The sequence below is a fragment of the Pannonibacter sp. CBAS1226 genome (assembly GCF_055685825.1).
The window spans coordinates 1-18,624 of the sequence record NZ_JBVOUO010000015.1 but is presented as its reverse complement, the minus strand read 5'-3'; the positions used below and the strand labels follow the sequence as shown (position 1 = coordinate 18,624).

18 protein-coding genes are annotated in these 18,624 nt (G+C 66.6%); 10 read left to right on the top strand and 8 right to left on the bottom strand.

Annotated features, from left to right (window positions below; all coding sequences use genetic code 11):
• The first annotated feature begins 2 nt into the window (after window positions 1–2).
• From AC0CMF_RS23630 to AC0CMF_RS23605, 6 genes are read left to right on the top strand one after another with little or no spacing between them, the layout of a single operon-like run.
• Window positions 3–827, top strand: a complete 825-nt coding sequence (locus AC0CMF_RS23630) for a carbohydrate ABC transporter permease (protein WP_050473731.1) — start codon at window positions 3–5, stop codon at window positions 825–827.
• 12 nt (window positions 828–839) lie between these two features.
• The gene (locus AC0CMF_RS23625) at window positions 840–1,838 is read left to right on the top strand and encodes an ABC transporter ATP-binding protein (protein WP_374630908.1); all 999 of its coding nucleotides are present in this window, start codon (window positions 840–842) and stop codon (window positions 1,836–1,838) included.
• Window positions 1,835–2,611 (top strand): L-iditol 2-dehydrogenase, encoded by a 777-nt coding sequence (locus tag AC0CMF_RS23620; RefSeq protein ID WP_374630906.1) that lies wholly within the window; start codon window positions 1,835–1,837, stop codon window positions 2,609–2,611. Before AC0CMF_RS23625 ends, AC0CMF_RS23620 begins: the two co-directional genes overlap by 4 nt.
• Window positions 2,612–2,660: 49 nt before the next feature.
• Window positions 2,661–4,157 (top strand): mannitol dehydrogenase family protein, encoded by a 1,497-nt coding sequence (locus AC0CMF_RS23615; RefSeq protein ID WP_374630905.1) that lies wholly within the window; start codon window positions 2,661–2,663, stop codon window positions 4,155–4,157.
• 6 nt (window positions 4,158–4,163) lie between these two features.
• On the top strand, window positions 4,164–4,871 hold the full coding sequence (locus AC0CMF_RS23610) for an HAD family hydrolase (RefSeq protein WP_374630903.1): 708 nt from the start codon (window positions 4,164–4,166) through the stop codon (window positions 4,869–4,871).
• Window positions 4,864–6,453 (top strand): FGGY family pentulose kinase, encoded by a 1,590-nt coding sequence (locus AC0CMF_RS23605; protein WP_374630901.1) that lies wholly within the window; start codon window positions 4,864–4,866, stop codon window positions 6,451–6,453. Before AC0CMF_RS23610 ends, AC0CMF_RS23605 begins: the two co-directional genes overlap by 8 nt.
• 57 nt (window positions 6,454–6,510) lie before the next feature.
• Here the strand turns inward: AC0CMF_RS23605 and AC0CMF_RS23600 are convergent, their stop codons facing one another.
• The 7 genes from AC0CMF_RS23600 to AC0CMF_RS23570 form a co-directional block, all read right to left on the bottom strand.
• Window positions 6,511–7,791: an ABC transporter substrate-binding protein gene (locus AC0CMF_RS23600; RefSeq protein ID WP_374630899.1), complete on the bottom strand. Its 1,281-nt coding sequence runs from the start codon at window positions 7,789–7,791 to the stop codon at window positions 6,511–6,513.
• A 118-nt stretch (window positions 7,792–7,909) separates the two neighbouring features.
• Window positions 7,910–8,863: a branched-chain amino acid ABC transporter permease gene (locus AC0CMF_RS23595; RefSeq protein ID WP_374630898.1), complete on the bottom strand. Its 954-nt coding sequence runs from the start codon at window positions 8,861–8,863 to the stop codon at window positions 7,910–7,912.
• Complete coding sequence (locus AC0CMF_RS23590; RefSeq protein WP_122521661.1) at window positions 8,860–9,774, bottom strand: branched-chain amino acid ABC transporter permease; 915 nt, start codon at window positions 9,772–9,774, stop codon at window positions 8,860–8,862. The genes AC0CMF_RS23595 and AC0CMF_RS23590 overlap by 4 nt, the downstream gene beginning before the upstream one ends.
• Window positions 9,771–10,532 carry an ABC transporter ATP-binding protein gene (locus AC0CMF_RS23585; RefSeq protein WP_122521659.1) on the bottom strand — a complete coding sequence of 254 codons (762 nt, stop codon included), beginning with the start codon at window positions 10,530–10,532 and terminating at the stop codon, window positions 9,771–9,773. The genes AC0CMF_RS23590 and AC0CMF_RS23585 overlap by 4 nt, the downstream gene beginning before the upstream one ends.
• Complete coding sequence (locus tag AC0CMF_RS23580) at window positions 10,525–11,298, bottom strand: ABC transporter ATP-binding protein (protein WP_122521658.1); 774 nt, start codon at window positions 11,296–11,298, stop codon at window positions 10,525–10,527. The genes AC0CMF_RS23585 and AC0CMF_RS23580 overlap by 8 nt, the downstream gene beginning before the upstream one ends.
• Entirely contained in the window at window positions 11,291–12,379 is a 1,089-nt protein-coding gene (locus AC0CMF_RS23575; protein WP_374630895.1) for an aldo/keto reductase, read from the bottom strand. The genes AC0CMF_RS23580 and AC0CMF_RS23575 overlap by 8 nt, the downstream gene beginning before the upstream one ends.
• The gene (locus AC0CMF_RS23570) at window positions 12,376–12,774 is read right to left on the bottom strand and encodes a TIGR04076 family protein (protein WP_122521653.1); all 399 of its coding nucleotides are present in this window, start codon (window positions 12,772–12,774) and stop codon (window positions 12,376–12,378) included. The genes AC0CMF_RS23575 and AC0CMF_RS23570 overlap by 4 nt, the downstream gene beginning before the upstream one ends.
• Before the next feature lie 153 nt (window positions 12,775–12,927).
• Here AC0CMF_RS23570 and AC0CMF_RS23565 point away from each other — a divergent pair, with 153 nt between their 5' ends.
• Together AC0CMF_RS23565 and AC0CMF_RS23560 are read left to right on the top strand one after the other, a co-directional pair.
• On the top strand, window positions 12,928–13,581 hold the full coding sequence (locus AC0CMF_RS23565) for a GntR family transcriptional regulator (protein ID WP_122521874.1): 654 nt from the start codon (window positions 12,928–12,930) through the stop codon (window positions 13,579–13,581).
• A gap of 345 nt (window positions 13,582–13,926) precedes the next feature.
• Window positions 13,927–15,402, top strand: a complete 1,476-nt coding sequence (locus AC0CMF_RS23560; RefSeq protein WP_374630892.1) for an aldo/keto reductase — start codon at window positions 13,927–13,929, stop codon at window positions 15,400–15,402.
• Between the two features lie 29 nt (window positions 15,403–15,431).
• Here the strand turns inward: AC0CMF_RS23560 and AC0CMF_RS23555 are convergent, their stop codons facing one another.
• Window positions 15,432–16,628 (bottom strand): NnrS family protein, encoded by a 1,197-nt coding sequence (locus AC0CMF_RS23555; protein ID WP_374630891.1) that lies wholly within the window; start codon window positions 16,626–16,628, stop codon window positions 15,432–15,434.
• Window positions 16,629–16,741: 113 nt separating this feature from the next.
• On the opposite strand from AC0CMF_RS23555, the gene AC0CMF_RS23550 reads away from it, so the two are divergent.
• Both AC0CMF_RS23550 and ccoG read left to right on the top strand, forming a co-directional pair.
• The gene (locus AC0CMF_RS23550) at window positions 16,742–16,987 is read left to right on the top strand and encodes a DUF2249 domain-containing protein (RefSeq protein ID WP_374630890.1); all 246 of its coding nucleotides are present in this window, start codon (window positions 16,742–16,744) and stop codon (window positions 16,985–16,987) included.
• Window positions 16,984–18,468 (top strand): cytochrome c oxidase accessory protein CcoG, encoded by a 1,485-nt coding sequence (ccoG, locus tag AC0CMF_RS23545; protein ID WP_374630888.1) that lies wholly within the window; start codon window positions 16,984–16,986, stop codon window positions 18,466–18,468. The genes AC0CMF_RS23550 and ccoG overlap by 4 nt, the downstream gene beginning before the upstream one ends.
• Window positions 18,469–18,624 lie beyond the last annotated feature (156 nt).

The window sequence follows — 18,624 nt, the reverse complement described above, 5'->3', positions numbered from 1 at the left end:
ACATGGCCCGCGCCACCAGCACCCGCCGCAAGATCACGGTCACGCTCATCGCCTGGACGGTGGCACTCGTGATCTTCTTCCCCATCCTCTACACGCTGATCACCAGCCTGAAGACCGAGACCGAAGCCATCCGTGGCTTCAGCCTGATCCCCAGCTTCACGCTGGAGAACTATGTCACGGTGCAGACCCAGCGCGACTACATCAAGCCCTTCCTCAATTCGGTGGTCCTCGCCGTGGGCTCGACGGTGCTGGCGCTTCTCGTTGGCATTCCCGCCGCATGGGCCATGGCGTTTTCGCCGACGAAGCGCACCAAGGACATCCTGATGTGGATGCTCTCCACCAAGATGATGCCGGCCGTCGCCGTGCTGGTGCCGATCTACCTCATATTCCGCGACTTCGGCCTGCTCGACACGCGCACCGGCCTCACCGTGATGCTGACGCTGATCAACCTGCCGATCGTCATCTGGATGCTCTACACCTATTTCCGCGAGATCCCGGGCGAAATCCTGGAGGCGGCGCGCATGGACGGGGCCTCGCTCTTCAACGAGATCGTGCATGTGCTCACGCCCATGGCCCTGCCGGGCATCGCCTCGACGCTGCTGCTCAACATCATCCTGGCCTGGAACGAAGCCTTCTGGACGATCCGGCTGACCACGGCCAATGCGGCACCGCTCACGGCCTTCATCGCCTCCTTCTCCAGTCCGCAGGGCCTGTTCTGGGCAAAGCTTTCCGCCGCCTCGACCATGGCCATCGCGCCGATCGTGATCCTCGGCTGGTTCAGCCAGAAGCAGCTCGTGCGCGGTCTCACCTTTGGCGCCGTCAAGTAAGGAACCCCGCTGATGGGCAGCATCAAACTCGAACAGCTTTCCAAGTCCTTCGGCGAACATGCCGTCATTCCGGGGATCGACCTTGAGATCAACGATGGCGAGTTCGTGGTCTTCGTCGGCCCCTCCGGCTGCGGCAAGTCCACGCTGCTGCGGCTGATCGCAGGCCTTGAGGATGCCTCCGGCGGTCGCATCCTCATCGACGGCAAGGACCAGACCCGCACCCCGCCCGCGCAGCGCGGCCTGGCGATGGTGTTCCAGTCCTACGCGCTCTATCCGCACATGAGCGTGCGCTCCAACATCGGCTTTCCGCTGAAGATGGCGAAAGCCGATCCGGCGGAAATCAAGCGCAAGGTGGAGGAAGCCGCGCGCATCCTCAATCTCACCGACTATCTGGAGCGCCGTCCCGGCCAGCTGTCCGGCGGCCAGCGCCAGCGCGTCGCCATTGGCCGCGCCATCGTGCGCAATCCGCGCTGCTTCCTGTTTGACGAGCCGCTGTCGAACCTCGATGCGGCGCTGCGCGTCGCCATGCGGCTGGAAATCACCGAGCTGCACCAGAAGCTGAAGGCTACCTCGATCTATGTCACCCACGACCAGGTGGAAGCCATGACCATGGCCGACAAGATCGTGGTGCTGAACAAGGGCCGCATCGAACAGGTGGGCTCACCGCTGGAGCTGTACCGCACCCCCGCCAATCTCTTCGTCGCCGGCTTCATCGGCTCGCCGAAGATGAACCTGATCAGCGGCCCCACCGCCGCTGAGCACGGGGCCCATACCATCGGCATCCGGCCCGAGCATGTCACCCTCTCGCTCGACAGCGGGCTGTGGCAGGGCAAGGTCACCGTGGCCGAGCATCTGGGCTCCGACACTTTCCTGCATGTGGAGGTGGAGGGCGCGGGCACCATCACCACCCGCACCGGCGGCGAATTTCCCGTCCGCCACGGAGATACCGTGCATGTGACGCCGGATCTCACACGCCTGCACAGGTTCAACGGCGAGGGACAGGCCCAATGAGCGGCAGACTGGAGGGCAAGTCCGCCCTGATCACCGGATCGGCGCGGGGCATCGGCCGGGCCTTTGCCGAAACCTATGTGCGCGAGGGCGCAACCGTTGCCATTGCCGACATCGACTTCCTCCGCGCCACCGAAACCGCCGCGGAAATCGGCAGCGCCGCCTATCCGGTGAAGCTTGATGTGACCAGTCAGGCCTCGATCGACGCCGCGGTACGGACGGTCGAGGAGCGGCAGGGCGGGCTGGATATCCTCATCAACAACGCCGCCCTGTTCGATCTTGCCCCCATCACGGAGATCACGCGGGAAAGCTATGACCGGCTTTTCGCAATCAACGTGGCCGGCACGCTGTTCATGCTGCAGGCGGCGGCGAAGTCGATGATTGCACGCGGCAAAGGCGGCAGGATCATCAACATGGCCAGCCAGGCCGGGCGGCGCGGCGAGCCGCTGGTCGCCGTCTATTGCGCCACCAAGGCTGCGATCATCTCGCTCACCCAGTCCGCCGGACTCGACCTCATCAAGCATGGCATCAACGTCAATGCCATTGCCCCCGGTGTCGTCGATGGCGAGCACTGGGACGGGGTGGATGCCCTGTTTGCGAAATACGAGAACCGGCCGCTTGGCGAGAAGAAGAAGCTGGTGGGCGAGGCCGTGCCCTTCGGCCGTATGGGCCGGGCGGAAGACCTGACCGGCATGGCGGTGTTCCTCGCCTCGCCCGAGGCCGCCTACATCCTCGCCCAGACCTACAATGTGGACGGCGGCAACTGGATGAGCTGAGGGCCGCATGGCCCTCCCGCCCCTCCCCCGCCAGTCAAGGACTGCACTCATGACGACGAAGCTCTCGCTCGCAACGCTCGCCAGCCTCAAGGGCCGGGCCGCCCTGCCCGCCTACCGCCGCGAAGACCTCACGCCCGGTATCCTGCATTTCGGCACCGGCAACTTTCACCGCGCCCATATGGCGGTCTATCTGCATGAGCTGTTCAACACGGGCCGGGATCTGGGCCGGGATCTCGGCTGGGGCATCATCGGCGCCGGGGTCATGCCCTCCGACCGGCGCATGCACGAGGTGCTGAAGGGGCAGGATTTCCTCACCACCGTGGTCGAGCAGGATGCGGACCGTTCCGGCGCCACCGTCACCGGGCCGATGCTGGACATGATCACCGCACCGGACTTTGCCCGCATCATCGACACACTGGCCTCCCCGCAGATCCGCATCGTCTCCATGACGATCACCGAAGGGGGCTATTTCATCGACCCGGCCACGGGGACGTTCGATGCCGCCCATCCGGCCATCATCGCCGACGCAAAGGACCCGGAGCACCCGCAGACCGTGTTCGGGCTGATCATCGCCGGGCTGAAGGCGCGGCGGGCGGCGGGCATTCCCCCGTTCACCGTGATGTGCTGCGACAACATCCCCGGCAATGGCGAGGTGACGGAGGCCACCGTCTGCGGGCTGGCGCGCCTCTCCGACCCCGGTTTCGCGGACTGGATCCACGAAAACGTCGCCTTCCCCAATTCGATGGTGGACCGCATCACCCCGGCCACGGGCGAGCGGGAAATCCGCATGACGGCGCAGGCCTATGGCATCGAAGACGGCTGGCCGGTGTTCTGCGAGGGCTTCAAGCAATGGGTGCTGGAGGACCGGTTCCCGCTGGGCCGCCCGGCGCTGGAGCTGGCGGGCGTCACCTTCGTGCCCGATGTGGCGCCTTACGAGCTGATGAAACTCAGGATCCTCAACGGCGGCCACGCGGCGATTGCCTATCCGGCGGCGCTGATGGACATCCATTTCGTCCATGAGGCCATGGAAAACCCGTTGATCCGCAGCTTCCTTGCCAAGCTGGAGCATGAGGAAATCATCCCCGTGGTGCCGCCCGTGCCGGACACACGCCTTGAGGATTATTTTGCGCTGATCGAGAGCCGCTTCTCCAATCCCAAGATCGGCGACACCATCCCGCGCCTCGCGCAGGACGGATCGAACCGGCAGCCGAAATTCATCCTGCCCTCCACCGCCGACCGTCTGGCACAAGGGCTCGACGTGCAGGGCCTTGCCCTCGTCTCCGCCCTGTGGTGCCGCTATTTCGAGGGCACCAGCGATGGCGGCAAGCCGATTGCCTTCAATGATCCGGCCGCAGAGCGGCTGCATGCCGCAGCCCTTGCCTCGCGCACCGATCCGGACGCCTTCACCGGCCTGGCCGATATCTTCGGGCCCGTGGGTCTTGATCCGCGCTTCCGCCAGCGCTTCGGCGAGGCGCTGGCCAGCTTGCGGGCGCATGGCACGGCAGATACGTTGCGGCGCTATCTGAATGGAACCCTTGCGAGCTGACTATCCATGACCACGCAGCAGATCCGGCTGGTGATTTTCGATTGTGACGGCGTGCTTGTCGACAGCGAGGCCATTGCGCTCGACGTGCTGATCGGGGCCCTTGCGGAAAAGGGCATCCGCCTTGATGCGGATGGCGCCGCCCGCCGGTTTCTGGGCCGCAGCCTCGGCTCGCTGAGCGAAACGGTTGCGGCCGAATTCGGCGTGGAGATCGATCCGCCGTTTCTCAGCCGCATGCGCGAGGTGCTGTATGACCGCTTCCGGCAGGAGCTTCAGCCCATCGCAGGGGTGGCGGCGCTGATCGGCGCGCTGAAGGACAATGGCATCGCCTGCTGTGTCGCCTCGTCCAGCCAGCGCGAGCGCATCGAGTTCTCCCTCTCCCTCACCGGCCTCCTCGGCGGGCTCGCGCCGCATATCTTCAGCGCCACCATGGTTGAGAATGGCAAGCCCGCGCCGGATCTTTTCCTGCATGCGGCCGCCGCCATGGGCGTGGAGCCGCCGGCCTGCCTTGTCATCGAGGACAGCCCCGCCGGAATCATGGCTGCACAGGCCGCGGGCATGGGCGTGATTGCCTTCACCGGCGGCGCCCACACCCGCCACCCCTCCTACACCGCCGCGCTGAAGGACCTTGAGCCCGATGCACGGTTTGACGGCATGCCGGAATTGCTTCAGTTTGTGCTCCCAGCGAGGAGACCGGAAGACATAACGGATGCCTGACCACATCTTGGCCGTGGACGTTGGTACGGGGAGCGCGCGTGCCGGTGTGTTCGATCTTCGCGGCCAGCAACTCGCCCGCTGCGTTGTGCCGGTGTCGCTGCACACACCCCAGGCCCGGCACATGGAGCAGGACAGCGGAGAGATCTGGTCCGCCGTCTGCCGCGCGGTCCGCGCTGCCTTGAACGAAGCCGGTCTTGCGGGCGCAGATATTCTCGCCATCGGCTTTGACGCCACCTGCTCGCTGGTGGTGCGGGACACACAGGGCCAGCCGCTTTCCATCTCCACCACGGGCACGGCCACCCGCGACACCATTTTGTGGATGGACCACCGCGCCATCGCGGAGACGGACCAGTGCAACGCCATCGAAGATCCGCTTCTGGCCCGGTTCGGCGGCAGGCTTTCGGTGGAAATGCAGATCCCGAAGCTCCTCTGGCTGAAGCGGAACCTGCCGGAGATCTGGCGCCGGGCCGGTCTCATCTTCGATCTTGCCGATTACCTGACCTGGCGGGCCACAGGCGCCACCACCCGCAGCCATTCGCCCATGGCCTCCAAATGGGGCTACAGCCCGGAAGCGCCCGGCACGCCGCCGCAGGGCTTTCTGGTACAGGCGGGCCTTGAGGATCTGATGGAGCGCGCGGGCCTGCCGCCGCAGTCGCAGCCCATCCATCAACCGGTGGGCCATCTCTCAGTGGAAGCGGCGGAAGCCCTCGGCCTCACCACTGCCTGCCTCGTGGCGCCGGGGCTGATCGATGCCTATGCGGGCGCCCTCGGCCTTTTTGCCGCCGGGGAGCGCGAGCCAGCGCCGCTTGCGCAGGAAGCGGCCTTCATCGCGGGCACATCCAGCTGCATCATCCGGCTGACGCAGGCGCCCGTGTCCGGCCCCGGCTGCTGGGGCGGCTTCGAGGGCGCGGCCACTCCGGGGCTGTATCTGCTGGAATCGGGGCAATCGGCCTCCGGTGCCTTTCTCGACCATGTGCTGAAAACACACCCCGGCGGCGGCGAACCCTCGCAGGCGCGGCACCGGGCCATTCTGGATGCCATCGGCGCGCGGCTGCAAAGCCAAGGCCGGGATTTCGGCCTGCCCATCGCCGTGCTGCCGGATATCCACGGCACCCGCTCGCCCGTCTCCGATCCCCGCCTGACGGCCAGCCTCGCCGGGCTGGATCTGGACTCCTCGGAAGAGGGCCTGCTGCGGCTTTACTGGCGCAGCTGCGTCGCACTCGCCTGCGGCATCAGCCATATTCTCGACCATCAGCCCACTGACGCAGGCAGGCCGGAGCGGCTTCTGCTCGGCGGCGGCTTTGCCGGGCACGCGCTGCTGGCCCAGCTCCATGCCGATGCCACGGGCGCAAGCGTGCATGTTCCGGCGAACTGCGATGCGGTGCTGCTCGGCACCGCCCTGCATGCCGCCGTCGCCGCCGGGGCTTTCCCCTCTGTCCATGAGGCGGGAGAGGCGATGCGCTTTGCCATGCGGATCTTCACGCCGCAGCCGGAAGCCGCCGCCGCGCTCCACCGCGACAAGGCCCTCCACACCACCATGATGCGCCACCGCGCAGAACTCACCGCGATCATGGCCGGATGACAAAAAAGGCCGCAGGGGTGATGCCTGCGGCCTGTGTCTTTTTGCGCCGTTTTGCGGTTACTGGACCGAGGCGATGAAGGCGTCGACGTCTTCGAGCGGGATGTAGCGCTCTTCCTTCGTGCCTTCGGCGGTGAAGCCCCAGATGACCGCCGGGGCGGAGACGTCGCCGTTCTTGTCGAACTTCACGTTGCCGGTTGCGCCCTGGTAGAGCACGGTGCCGCCGCCTGCGAGGATCTTCTTCGCTTCCGCAAAGCCTGCGGCATCGGCCGTGACGGGCGTGCCGGCCGGGTCCGTGACCTTGGCCACCGCTGCGGCGATTTCGGGGCCCTTGGCGTCCTTGCCGGCCGCTTCCATTGCCAGCAGGGCGATCATCGCCGCGTCATAGCTGTTGGCAAGGCCGGGGCCGTTGGGCTGGCTGCCGAATTTCTCCTGATAGCGGGTGACGAAGGCAGCAGCCGACTCGGTGCGCGGCGAGGCGGTGTCCGTGCCCGACGCATTGGCGAGATATTCCAGCCCGACATTGTTGCGGAAGTCATCGGACTTCAACGAGTTGGCGAGGATCATGTTCTGCGTGCCGCCCAGCGACAGCCATTCGCGCACCACCGCCGTGCCTTCGGTGGGGTAGAGCGCCAGATAGACCGCTTCCGGCGCGCCGGAGAGCGCTTCGGTCACTTCGGCGCGGAAGGAGGGCTGAGCGTCGTTGATGGCAACGAGGCCCGTCACCTTGATGCCGAGCTTTTCGAGGTTGGCGGCAACGATGCGGCCGATGTCCTGGCCCCAGTCGTCATTCTTGTAGAGCACGGCAACGGACTTGTAGCCCTTGTCGCGGGCGACCATGGCGCCCACGGCGGCCTGAACGCCGGAGGTGGCGAAGGTGCGGAACCACAGGCCGTCCGTCTTGCCCTCTTCCGCCAGCTTGGTGAAGGCGGAGGAGGACGAGCAGCAGGACATCTGCATCACCTTGCCCGGCACGGTGACCGAGGTGAGGATGGGCATAGAAACGCCGCTCGACACGGAGCCCAGCAGCACCGGCACCTGATCGATATCCACCAGCGCCTTGGCCGCATCGACGCCGACCTTCGGGTCGGTCTGGTCATCGCGCAGCACCATGTCGATCTGGCAGCCCTGCACGCCGCCCGCTTCGTTCACCTGCTCGACCACGAATTTCGCCGTCTCGGCAATGGGGCGGCCCCAGTCCACGGAGATCGGCAGCACCGCGCCGATCTTGCGGGTGCAGGCCTGCGCTGCCGCATCGCCGGCAAATTGCGGGGCGGCCAGAGCGCCCATTCCGAGGGCCAGACCGAGGCCTGCCCGCTGCAAACTCCGCTTCATCGTCATTTCAATCCCCTCTGGTTATACCAAGGCTTTCGATGCTGACGCATCGCGCCTTGAACTTGCTCATGCGCCGCACCGGCTTGACCAGCACGCAAGGAGGCAAGCTCCTTGCGTGCTGGTTTCAGTGCCCGGGTTTTCCCGATTGCGATACGGTCAGCCGCTCCGCGAAGAGCCCCTGCGGGCGCCAGAGCAGCATGCCGACGATGACCAGCCCGATCAGGATGAACTGAATGGAGCCGGTATAGAGTTGCGCCTCGGCGGGCGCGAAACGGGACAGGGCCCAGCCGCTGGCCGTCCAGGCGGCCCAGATGAGGAAGGCCCCGGCGATGGCGCCCCGGTTGTTGCCCGCCCCGCCGACGATCAGCATGGCCCAGATCTGGAACGTCAGCGTCGGCAGCACATCCTGCGGGCTGACGAAGGCATAGAAGGTGCCGTAAAGCCCGCCCGCCAGCCCCATGATGGCCGAGCCGGTGACAAAGGCGGTGAGGCGCACCCGCGACGGCTGCTTGCCGAGCGAGCGGGCCGCCTCCTCATCCTCGCGGATGGCGCGCAGCAGCCGCCCGAAGGGCGAGGCCGTCAGCCGCTCCAGCATCAGATAGACCAGCACCAGCAGCGCCAGCACGAAGGCGAGATAGGCCAGGTTGTAGGTGAAGCCATCGCCCAGCAGGCCGCGCAGGGGCCGCTCGAAGCCGCGCACGCCCTTGGCCCCACCGGTCAGCCATTCCGCATTGCGCATGACGTTTTCAAAGGCGACCGCAATGCCGAAGGTGGCAATAGCCAGATAATCATGCCGCAGCTTCAGCGTCAGCACGCCCGCAATCCAGGCCAGAAGCGCCGCCGCGCCCACGCCGCCCGCCAGCGCCAGAAGATATGGCAGGGCAAAGCCGCCCAGATGATCGTCCTGCGGCAGGCCGCCGAGGATCAGCGTGGCATAGGCCCCTGCCCCGAAGAAGGCCGCCACCCCGCCGTTGAACAGCCCCGTGTTGCCCCATTGCAGATTGAGGCCCATCACCGCGATGGCGAGAATGGATGCCAGCGTCGTGAAGAAGACGAGATAGGAGATGACCCCGATCATGACCGCGCCTCGCCGAAAAGACCGTTGGGGCGGACCAGCAGCACCGCCAGAATGATGAGGAAGGGCATGGAGGGCGAGTAACCCGAGGGCACGATCAGCAGCGCAAGGCTGGAGGCAATGCCGACCAGAAAACCGCCGAGCGCCGCCCCGTGGATGCTGCCGATGCCCCCGGCAATCGCCGCTGCAAAGACCGGCAGCACCATGTCGCGGCCCATGACGGGCGAGAGGTGATTGGTCATGGCATAGAACACACCGGCGAGCGCCGCCAGACCGCCGCCGATGACCCAGATCAGCGTCACCATGCGCTTCAGCGAAATGCCGTTAACCTGTGCCAGCGACGGGTTTTCCGCCACCGCCCGCAGCGCAAAGCCGAAGGTGGTGCGCGTCAGCACCAGATGCAGCACCACCATCACCAGCAGCGTGGCGCAGAGGACGAAGACCTGATCCGGCTTGATCATCAGCAGCGGATCGCGGCTCAGCACCACGGCAAAGGCGATGCCCCTGGAGTAAAGCTCCGTATGCAGGCCGAAGCTGAGGCCTATGACGCTGCGCACGATCAGCGCCACGCCGAAGGAGGCGAAAACCATGGACAACTCGCCGCCCTTCTCCCGCACCCGGCGGAAGATCAGCCGGTCGATCAGCACCGCGCTTGCCGCCGTAACCGCCATCGCCAGCACCATGGCCAGCAGCAGGGAGAGCGTGAGCGACAGCGGCGCAAGCTTCTGCCCCAGAGAGCCATGGATCGCCTGAAACAGCCGGTCGAAGACCAGCGCCACATAGGCGCCGATGGTCAGCAGCTCCGCGTGGGCGAAGTTGGCAAAGCGCAGCATGTGCATCACCATGGTGAGGCCGATGGCGCCCAGCGACAGCACCGATCCGACGAGAATTCCGTCCACGAGCGCCTGGATCATGATGCCCTCAACCTCTTGCCGCCGAGATAGATTTCCCCCACCACCGGGTCCGCCCGCAGGGCCTCTGCCGCCCCGTCAAGCTGGTTGCGCCCGTCGGCGAGGATGTAGCAGTGATCGGCGATGCGCAGTGCCTGCTTCACGTTCTGCTCCACCAGCAGGATGGTGACACCCTGCTGCGTCAGGTCCCTTGCCAGCCCCAGCACCTCTTCCGCCGCCCTGGGCGACAGCCCGGCGGAAGGCTCGTCCATGAGAATGAGCGAGGGCTTCACCGCCAGCGCCATGGCGACGGCCAGAAACTGCCGCTGCCCGCCGGACAGGGCCCCGGCCCGCTCCTTCTGCTTGGCGGCAAGCGGGGGAAAGCGGGTGAACAGCTCGTCCAGCCGCGCCTTCGCCGCGCTGCCTGCATTGCGCAGCGCCAGTTCCAGGTTCTGGCGGATGGTCAGCGTGCGGAAGATGTTGTCCGTCTGCGGCACATAGGCGATGCCGTGGCCGGCCATCCGGTCGGGCCGCAGCCCCGTGATGTCCTGCCCCCGGTAACGCACGCTGCCACCGCTGACCGGCACCAGCCCGGCCACCGCCTTGATCAGCGTCGATTTGCCCGCGCCATTGGGGCCGATGATGACGGTGACCTTGCAGGCCTCCGCCGTCAACGCCACGTCCTTCAGGATCGGCAGATCGGGCACATAGCCGGCGAAAAGCCCGCGGATGACGAGTTCGCCGTCACGTCCGGCTTGATCTGGTTGGGTCACGTCAGGCATCGGCCATGCTCCCCAGATAGGCATCCAGAAGCACCGGATTGGCCTGCGCTTCCTGCGCCGTTCCCTCGAACACCACCTTGCCCTCGGCAAGCGCTATCACCGGATCGCAGTGGCGCATGATGAAATCCATGTCATGCTCGATGATGACGAAGGTCTTGCCCTGCCGGTTCAGCTCCTCGATCTTTTCGATGAGAACGCCGGTCAGCGTTGGGTTGACGCCCGCCGCCGGTTCGTCCAGCAGGATGATGGCGGGATCGCCCATCAGCACCCGCGCCAGTTCCAGCAGCTTCATCTGCCCGCCGGAGATCTTGCCCGCCGGATGATCGGCGAGCTTTGCCAGCGTCACGAATTCCAGCACCGCCATCGCCCGCTCCCGGTTGCGCCGTTCCTGCGCGGCGACACGGCCAGAGGCGAAGAGCGGGCCGAAGAGGCTTTCCCCCGTCTGGGCGGGCGGGGCCATCATCACGTTTTCCAGCACGCTCATGCGCGCAAAGGGGCGCGGGATCTGGAACGTGCGCCCCAGCCCCTTGCGGAACAGGGCATCGGGCGCAAGGCCGGTCACATCCCTGCCCGCCAGCGTCACCGTGCCGGAGGTGGGCTTCAGCGTGCCGGTGAGCAGGTTGAACAGGGTGGACTTGCCCGCCCCGTTCGGCCCGATGAGGCCGGTGATGGTTCCCGCCCGGATGTCCAGCGATACGCTGTCCACCGCGCGGAAGCCGTTGAAGTCGCGGGTCAGACCCTTGGTGGACAGCAGCACCTCAGCCATGGGCAGCCGCCGCCAGCACCTGATCATCAGGCTTGGTGTTGAGATTGTACTTCATGATGCGGCCATGGCGGCTGGTGCGGTCGCCCTCAAGGCCATAGACCGGCCCCTGCGGCCCGCCCGCCTGCGCCAGCACCGCGCCGATGGCTGCCCGGTCCGCCGCGTCCAGCTCGAAGCCGAAGACTTCCATCGTCTTGGGCAGATGCCGCGCATAGCGCGCCCCGACGATGCCCGCCGCCACCTGCGGCTGGTCCAGCACCCAGCGGGTGGCAACGCTGGAGAGGGACACACCATGCCGCTCGCCCACTGCCTTCAGGGTGGAGAGCAGCGTCTGGAACAGGTCCCAGGAGCCGAACTCGTCAATGATGAGCCGGTATTTGATCAGCGAGCGGTTCTCGAAGGCAAAGCCCGGATCGGCCTGGCCCAGCCAGTTTTCTGTCAGGAACCCGCCCGCCAGCGTGCCGTAGCACAAAAGCTGCACATCATGTTCACGCGCCCAGTCCGAGAAGGCCCCGGCGGGGCGCCGGTCCAGCACGGAATATTGCACCTGCGCCGAAACCACATCAAAGCCTGCATCCGTGAAGAGGCTCATCTGCGCCTCGTTCCAGTTGGTGGTGCCGAGGTTTGCTATCTTGCCCTTCTCCTGGCAGCGCTTGAGCACTTCCAGCGCGGACACCGCGTTGCCGATGGTCAGATCCCACCAGAAGAACTGCACCAGATGCAGCCGCTCGATCTGCAGCCGCTTGAGCGAGCGGTCGATGATGGCTTCCACCTCGTCCGGACGGATGTCGGCAAGGCGGGAGAGGTCCGGCACCAGCTTGGTGTGCACGATCACCCGGTCTGCCCCCTCCCCGCCCCGGCGGCGGCGCACATCCGCGATGAAGTTGCCGATCATCTCCTCCACGCCGGTGTAAATGTCGGCGCAGTCGAAGGTGGTGATGCCCGCATCGAGGAAGGCTTCCATATCCGCGATGGCGGCCTCGCGCTCCACCGGGCCATGGTCGCCGGCAAGCTGCCAGCCGCCCTTGATGACGCGGGAAATGCGGTGGCCGGAGCGCAGGTCTGCGGTTTCAGCGGCGGTCATTCGGCAGGGCCTCCCTCGGCCTTTTTCCAGTATGGGGTGTCGCGGGCCTCGGGCAGGCCGGTGGTTTCGCTGTGGCGGAAGTACCGCTTGCCAAGGCGGGTGACGCGGAACCGGCCGCCGCAATGGGGGTCGGGGCAGGCAATCTCCGCGTCGGTGGACATCCAGTCATTGGCATGGGTTTCGCGCTGCTTGGCCGGCAGCAGCGGCAGCAGCGCGGCCAGCGCATACATGGACACCCGCTGCCCGGCGCCGAACACCAGCGCCTCGCCTTCCACGGTGAAGGCCTCGCCCTCCACATGGCGGCAGACGGGGGTGCGCCCGCCCAGCACGGTCTCGACCTTCAGGTCGTAGAGCCAGAAGCCGTCTTCCCTCTTCGCTGTCTCATCCGCACTCATGTCCGGCTCACGCTCATCTGGAAGGCTCCTTTGAAGGAGGCTTGTTATCTGTGATATTTGATCATAGGTTTGGGATATTCCGATTGTCAATCAGCCTAAGGTGGTTAAACTTCAGGCAGGTTTAACATGCAGGCAGCACGCCGGGACAGAACCATGACCGCCCCACGCATTGCGCGGATCGACCAGTCGAAACTGCGGGAAAACGTCTATTTCGCCCTGCGCGATGCCTTCACCAGCGGCGGATTTGCGCCGGGCGACACCGTCAGCCTGCGCGACCTTGCCGAACAGCTGGGCACCTCGATGACGCCGGTGCGCGAAGCGGTGCGCCGCCTTGTGGCCGAGGGCGCGCTGGTCGATACCCCCAGCCGCACGCTGCAGGTGCCGCCCTTTGATGCCAACCGGATGCAGGATCTGAAGCGAGCGCGGCTGGCGCTGGAAACGCTGGTGCTGGACCTCGCCATGGACCGCATGACGGCGGAAACCGTTGCGGAGCTGGAAGCCGTGCTCAACGCCCCGCCCGCGCCGGACAGAACACTTCCGGACCTGAAGCAGAATTACGATTTCCACTTCACCCTCTACCGCGCCAGCCAGTCCGAAGTGCTGGTGCCGCTGGTGGAGGGGCTGTGGGTGCAATACGGCGCCTATCTGAACCTCATCATCAAGACCGAAGATGCCCTGCGCATGCCCGAGCACAAGCACCACGAGGAAATCATCGCTGCGCTGAAGGCCGGGGACCGGGAAGCGGCAAAGGCCGCCCTTGTCAACGACATCGAACGCAGCTTCCGCGTCATCATCCCCTCCGCATGACCCGGGATTCCTATTCCGCCAGCGACTGGATTGAGGCGCCGGGCGCGGAGACATTCAGGGCTTGTTCCTTCCTTTCGCCGCAGCGCCCCTCTCCCCCCTTGAGGGGGAGATGTCAGCGCAAGCTGACAGAGGGGGGTGGCAGCACCTCCGCACGGCATCACCTTTCGTATGAAAGGACAGTCCCTCACCCCCCTCTGCCCCCTGACGGGGGCATCTCCCCCTCAAGGGGGGAGAGGAATTGGTGCCTCACTGCCCAGTCAACCAGACTGCAGTCCTTCCCAAAACCCTGAACCTCGTCCAGCACGATCCGTGCATCCAGCAGCCGCGAAACCCGAGAGCCAGCCGATGACCGCACCCCTTTCCCGTCCCGACCGCTTCCGCCTGTCGCCCCGCCTTGAGATCAGCCGGGCGCTGACGGGGCTGTGGCAGGTGGCCGATATCGAACGCAAGAGCGGCGCCATCGACCCGGAGACCGGCGCGGACTGGCTGGACGCCTATGTGCAGCAGGGCTTCGACACCTTCGACATGGCCGACCATTACGGCACCTCGGAAATTCTGGCAGGCCGGATGCTGTCCCGCCACGCAGGCAAAAGCCCCCGTCCGCTTGCCTTCACCAAATGGTGCCCGGAGCCGGGGCCGATGACGGCGGAGATTGTCCGCGCCGGCGTGCAGGAGCGGCTGGACCGGCTGGGATTAGCCAGCGTCGATCTGCTGCAATTCCACTGGTGGAGCTTCGAGCATCCCGGCTGGCTGGACGCACTGCATGAACTGGCGAAGTTGCAGCAGGAAGGGCTGATCGGCGGCATCGGCGTCACCAATTTCGATGCGGCGCATCTGCATCTGGCGCTGGCCGACGGGGTGCCGCTGCTGACCAATCAGGTTTCCTTCTCGCTGGTGGACCGGCGCGCCGCCGGGCCGCTGGCGGAAGTCTGCGCCGCGCACGGGGTGCATCTCTTCGGCTATGGCACGCTCTGCGGCGGCTTCCTGTCGGACAGGTGGCTGGGCCAGCGCGAGCCGCTGGACATCGATGACTGGAGCAAGATGAAGTACAAGCGCTTCATCGACGTGACCGGCGGCTGGGATGCCTTCCAGACCCTGCTGTCCGCCGCCCGGCAGATCGCGGACCGGCACGGCGTGTCCATTTCCAATGTTGCCACCCGCTGGGTGCTGGAGCAGCGGCAAGTGGCGGGCGTGATCATCGGCGCAAGGCTGGGCGAGGCCATGCACACGGATGGCAACCTCAGGCTCTTCTCCTTTGCCCTCGATGCTGAGGATCATGGCAGGCTGGCGGAGGCTTTTGCACGGATGCAGGCCGTTCCGGGCGATTGCGGTGATGAATACCGCAAGCCGCCGTTCCTCACCGCCTCGGGCGATCTCAGCCATCATCTCGACCAGATGCCGCTGGCCAATACGACCGAGGCCGTGCCCCATCGCCCCGGCGCAACGCGGGTGCTGACCGGATCGGAGTGGGAGGATATCGCGGGCTATTGCCGGGCGCAGCGCATCGGCGACCGCATTCTGGTGTCCGGTACCACCGCCACCGCCGGCAGCAGCCGCCCGGTGGCACCGGGCGATGCCGCCGCGCAGACGACCTATATCCTCGACAAGATCCTCGCCGCGCTGACAGCCCTTGGCGCCAGCGCCGAGGACGTGGTGCGCACGCGCGTCTATCTCACCGACCCGGACGACGCCCTGCCCGTCTCCCGCGCCCATGGCCGCATCTTCGGCCCCATCAAACCCGCCAACACCCTGCTGGCGGTGGCAAAGCTCATCGGCGACTACAAGGTGGAAATCGAAGCCGAAGCCATCCTGCGCGGCTGAGCGGCGCCCCCTCGCCTGCACCCCCAGCTTCACTCCAGCCGCGCGCTGAAGGCCGGGCGGGGGACGGGGCCGGTGACGGCGGGCCAGAAGGCGCAGGTGAAGCAGGCCCAGCCGAGGACCCAGGCGAGCGCGGCCGCTTTCACCGCCCCGTCAAACGCGATGCCCGCAGCCAGAACCCGCAGCAGCGCCGAGATCTGCACCAGCATCAGGGCGGCGGTCATCAGCGGTGTCATGAGCAGGCGCCGGTCATGCCGCCGCATTGCCGGGCGCAGCATCACCGCCATCATCATGCCACCCATGGCGCCCATCGTCAGGGCATGGCGGGCAGAAGCCGGATCAATCAGCTCCGGCCACCAGATGGCCAAAGCCTGAAGCAGGAAGGCGGCCGGGAGCCAAGCATAGGCAATGTGCAGCCAGAAGAGCGCCGGATAGCGGAAGGTTCTAAAGGTCTTCCAGGACGGCAGGCGCACCAGCACGAGCCCCGCAGCGGCGAGCCACAGCGAGCCTGCCGCCACCCGCCAGCCGGACCATTCGAGCAGGCTGGCGGCGGCGATGACGGGCAGCAGGGGAACCGGGGCGAGGAGCTGAGGCGGGGCAGCGGCGGCGGATATCCGCGCCAGCCAGACGCCCGTGAAGGCAGGCACCGCCCTGCCGCCCACGTGGGCCAGCAACAGGGTGAAGGGCAGTATCAGGATGGCGGCAGGCCCGTGCCCGAAGCCGGAGAGGCCTGCACCTGCCGCAGCCGCCAGCATCAGCCCCGCCGCAATCCAGCCCCGGCCCGCCACTCCGGCGCGGGCCAGCGTTCCGGCACGGGCCAGCGGCACCGCCACAGCCATGGCCACGAACAGAAAGTAAAGCGCATTGGCAAGGCCCGCGATCCGGCCGCCTGCGGGTAGCACGGCCATCAGCTCCAGGCCCGCCGCCCCCCGCGCCAGACACCACAGGAGCACGGCGCCCGCTGTCACGCGGAGCGGGGCAAGCGGCCCCTGTGTCCAGGCGGGCAGGGATGTCAGCAGATAGCCGCCCGCCGCTGCCCCTGCCATGCCCAGAAGAAGCTCGCGCGCATGCCAGATCCCGCGCTCCGGCAGCCATCCGGCCGGAAGCAGCCAGACCAGCGGCACGAGCGCTGCCCAGAGACCGGCCAGCAGAAACAGCGGCTGGCACGGCAGCAGGGGTGCAGAAGCGGGCGTGAGTTCGGGAGAAGGCGGCGCAACGTCACGGGACATGCGCCGGACTTTAGCAGCGCCCGCGCCTCCCGAGTTTGTGCCCGCACAAAGAAGCAGCGCCCCGGCCCTGTCAGGATCTGCCTGATTCTGCAAGACAATGCCCGGAGGCCCGCATGACCGTTCCGCAGTTCGAGACCATCCCCGCCATCGATGTCTGCGGCCTGCCCTGCGTCATCCGCCGTGCGCTTGTGTGCGAGACCTTCGACGCCCTGCAGCCCGGCGGCTGCTTCGACCTCGTCAACGACCGCGACCCCTCGCCCCTCAAGGCGCAATTCGCCCAGCGGTCCGTCGCGGGCTTCACCTGGGACATTCTGGAAAGCGGCCCGCAGATCTGGCGGGTGCGGATCGGCAGGCCATGACCTATCAGATCATTCCCCCCGTCACAGGTAAGCCAATAGCTGCAAAGCCAATCCCAGCAAGGCCGCCCCGGCCGCAGGGCCTGCCCGCCGCAAATGGCACCCGCGTCATTCCGCAGGCGGTGAAGGGCAAGTTCCGCACGCTGAAATGGCGGCTGCTGGTTCTGTGCCTTGCGGTCTATTACGTGCTGCCCTTCCTGCGCTGGGGGCGCGGGGCCGGCCAGCCGGATCAGGCCATCCTGTTTGATCTCGCCAATCTGCGCTTCTACGTGTTCTTCATCGAGATCCGGGCGCAGGAGTTTTATTACCTCACCGGCCTTCTGGTGCTGGCAACCCTCGTTCTGGTGCTGATGAATGCGCTGGCCGGGCGCGTCTGGTGCGGCTTCTTCTGCCCGCAGACCATCTGGACGGATCTTTTCCTGCTGGTCGAACGCAAGTTCGAGGGCGACCGCCGCCAGCAGATGCAGGCGCTGAAGCAGCCGCTCACCCTTTCGAAGCTTTGGCGCAAGACGGCCAAGCACGTGGTCTGGCTGGGCATTGCGGCGGCCACGGGCGGTGCCTTCGTGCTCTATTTCGCCGATGCCCCCACCCTGCTGCGCAGTCTTGCTTCGGGCGACGCGCCGCTGCTCGCCTACAGCATGGTGCTGACGCTCACCTTCACCACCTATTGCCTCGCGGGCCTTGCGCGGGAAAAGGTCTGCACCTTCATGTGCCCCTGGCCGCGCCTGCAAGGGGCGATCTGGGATGCGCAGGCGCTGACGGTGAACTACCGCCCGCAGCGGGGCGAGCCGCGCATGTCGGCCAAGAAGGCCGTCACCGCCCGCGAGATGGGCCTTCCGGCGGGCGATTGCGTTGACTGCAATGCCTGCGTTGCCGTCTGCCCCATGGGCATCGACATCCGCCAGGGGCCAAGCATTGCCTGCATCAACTGCGGCCTGTGCGTCGATGCCTGCGACAGCACCATGTTCCGCCTCGACCGGCTGCGCGGGCTGATCGACTACGAGAGCTGGACCAACATCGAGCGGGAGATGCAGGGCAAGCCACGCCAGCCCGTGCGCCTGCTGCGGCCCAAGGTGCTGGCCATTGCGCTGGCCGCGCTGGCGCTGGCCGCCGGCATGGCCATCCACCTGTCGGGCCGTGCCACGCTGGCCCTTGCCGTGATCCACGAGCGCACCCCCGCCGCCGTGCAGCTCAGCGATGGCCAGATCCGCAATGCCTATGAGCTGCGCATCACCAACACCACGGGCGAGGCAGCACTCATCCGCCTGTCAGCCACGGGCACTGCCCCTCTCACCCTCGCCTCCCCCGGACTTGAGCCGGATGAAGACGGCAGCCTCGCCGTGGACCTTGCCGCCGATGGCAGCCGCAAGCTGCGGGTGACGCTGACCGCAGGGCCAGAGCTTGCCGGAAACATCCGCTTCACCCTGCAGAGCCTGACGAGCGGCGGGGAAGCGGCAACGCAGAGCCGGTTCTTCCTGCCATGAGCCGGGTTTGCAGTGGAGGCAGTGAGGCATTCGGCCTGTGGCAAGTCCTCTCCGTCCCCCTCCCCCTCGTGGGGCAGGGTTCACAACGGACTGCCAGTCAGGCTCCCCGGTTATGGTTTGAGGAAAGCCTGCGTTCTGGTCATTCTGGCACGGCGC

Coding starts and splice junctions, on each gene's coding strand:
- AC0CMF_RS23550 (WP_374630890.1), top strand. CDS start 16,742: ATGACCGTTCCGCAGTTCGAGACCATCCCCGCCATCGATGTCTGCGGC.
- AC0CMF_RS23580 (WP_122521658.1), bottom strand. CDS start 11,298: ATGGCTGAGGTGCTGCTGTCCACCAAGGGTCTGACCCGCGACTTCAAC.
- AC0CMF_RS23570 (WP_122521653.1), bottom strand. CDS start 12,774: ATGAGTGCGGATGAGACAGCGAAGAGGGAAGACGGCTTCTGGCTCTAC.
- AC0CMF_RS23565 (WP_122521874.1), top strand. CDS start 12,928: ATGACCGCCCCACGCATTGCGCGGATCGACCAGTCGAAACTGCGGGAA.
- AC0CMF_RS23620 (WP_374630906.1), top strand. CDS start 1,835: ATGAGCGGCAGACTGGAGGGCAAGTCCGCCCTGATCACCGGATCGGCG.
- AC0CMF_RS23575 (WP_374630895.1), bottom strand. CDS start 12,379: ATGACCGCCGCTGAAACCGCAGACCTGCGCTCCGGCCACCGCATTTCC.
- AC0CMF_RS23630 (WP_050473731.1), top strand. CDS start 3: ATGGCCCGCGCCACCAGCACCCGCCGCAAGATCACGGTCACGCTCATC.
- AC0CMF_RS23625 (WP_374630908.1), top strand. CDS start 840: ATGGGCAGCATCAAACTCGAACAGCTTTCCAAGTCCTTCGGCGAACAT.
- AC0CMF_RS23555 (WP_374630891.1), bottom strand. CDS start 16,628: ATGTCCCGTGACGTTGCGCCGCCTTCTCCCGAACTCACGCCCGCTTCT.
- AC0CMF_RS23600 (WP_374630899.1), bottom strand. CDS start 7,791: ATGACGATGAAGCGGAGTTTGCAGCGGGCAGGCCTCGGTCTGGCCCTC.
- AC0CMF_RS23590 (WP_122521661.1), bottom strand. CDS start 9,774: ATGATCCAGGCGCTCGTGGACGGAATTCTCGTCGGATCGGTGCTGTCG.
- AC0CMF_RS23605 (WP_374630901.1), top strand. CDS start 4,864: ATGCCTGACCACATCTTGGCCGTGGACGTTGGTACGGGGAGCGCGCGT.
- AC0CMF_RS23585 (WP_122521659.1), bottom strand. CDS start 10,532: ATGCCTGACGTGACCCAACCAGATCAAGCCGGACGTGACGGCGAACTC.
- AC0CMF_RS23595 (WP_374630898.1), bottom strand. CDS start 8,863: ATGATCGGGGTCATCTCCTATCTCGTCTTCTTCACGACGCTGGCATCC.
- AC0CMF_RS23610 (WP_374630903.1), top strand. CDS start 4,164: ATGACCACGCAGCAGATCCGGCTGGTGATTTTCGATTGTGACGGCGTG.
- AC0CMF_RS23560 (WP_374630892.1), top strand. CDS start 13,927: ATGACCGCACCCCTTTCCCGTCCCGACCGCTTCCGCCTGTCGCCCCGC.
- AC0CMF_RS23615 (WP_374630905.1), top strand. CDS start 2,661: ATGACGACGAAGCTCTCGCTCGCAACGCTCGCCAGCCTCAAGGGCCGG.
- ccoG (WP_374630888.1), top strand. CDS start 16,984: ATGACCTATCAGATCATTCCCCCCGTCACAGGTAAGCCAATAGCTGCA.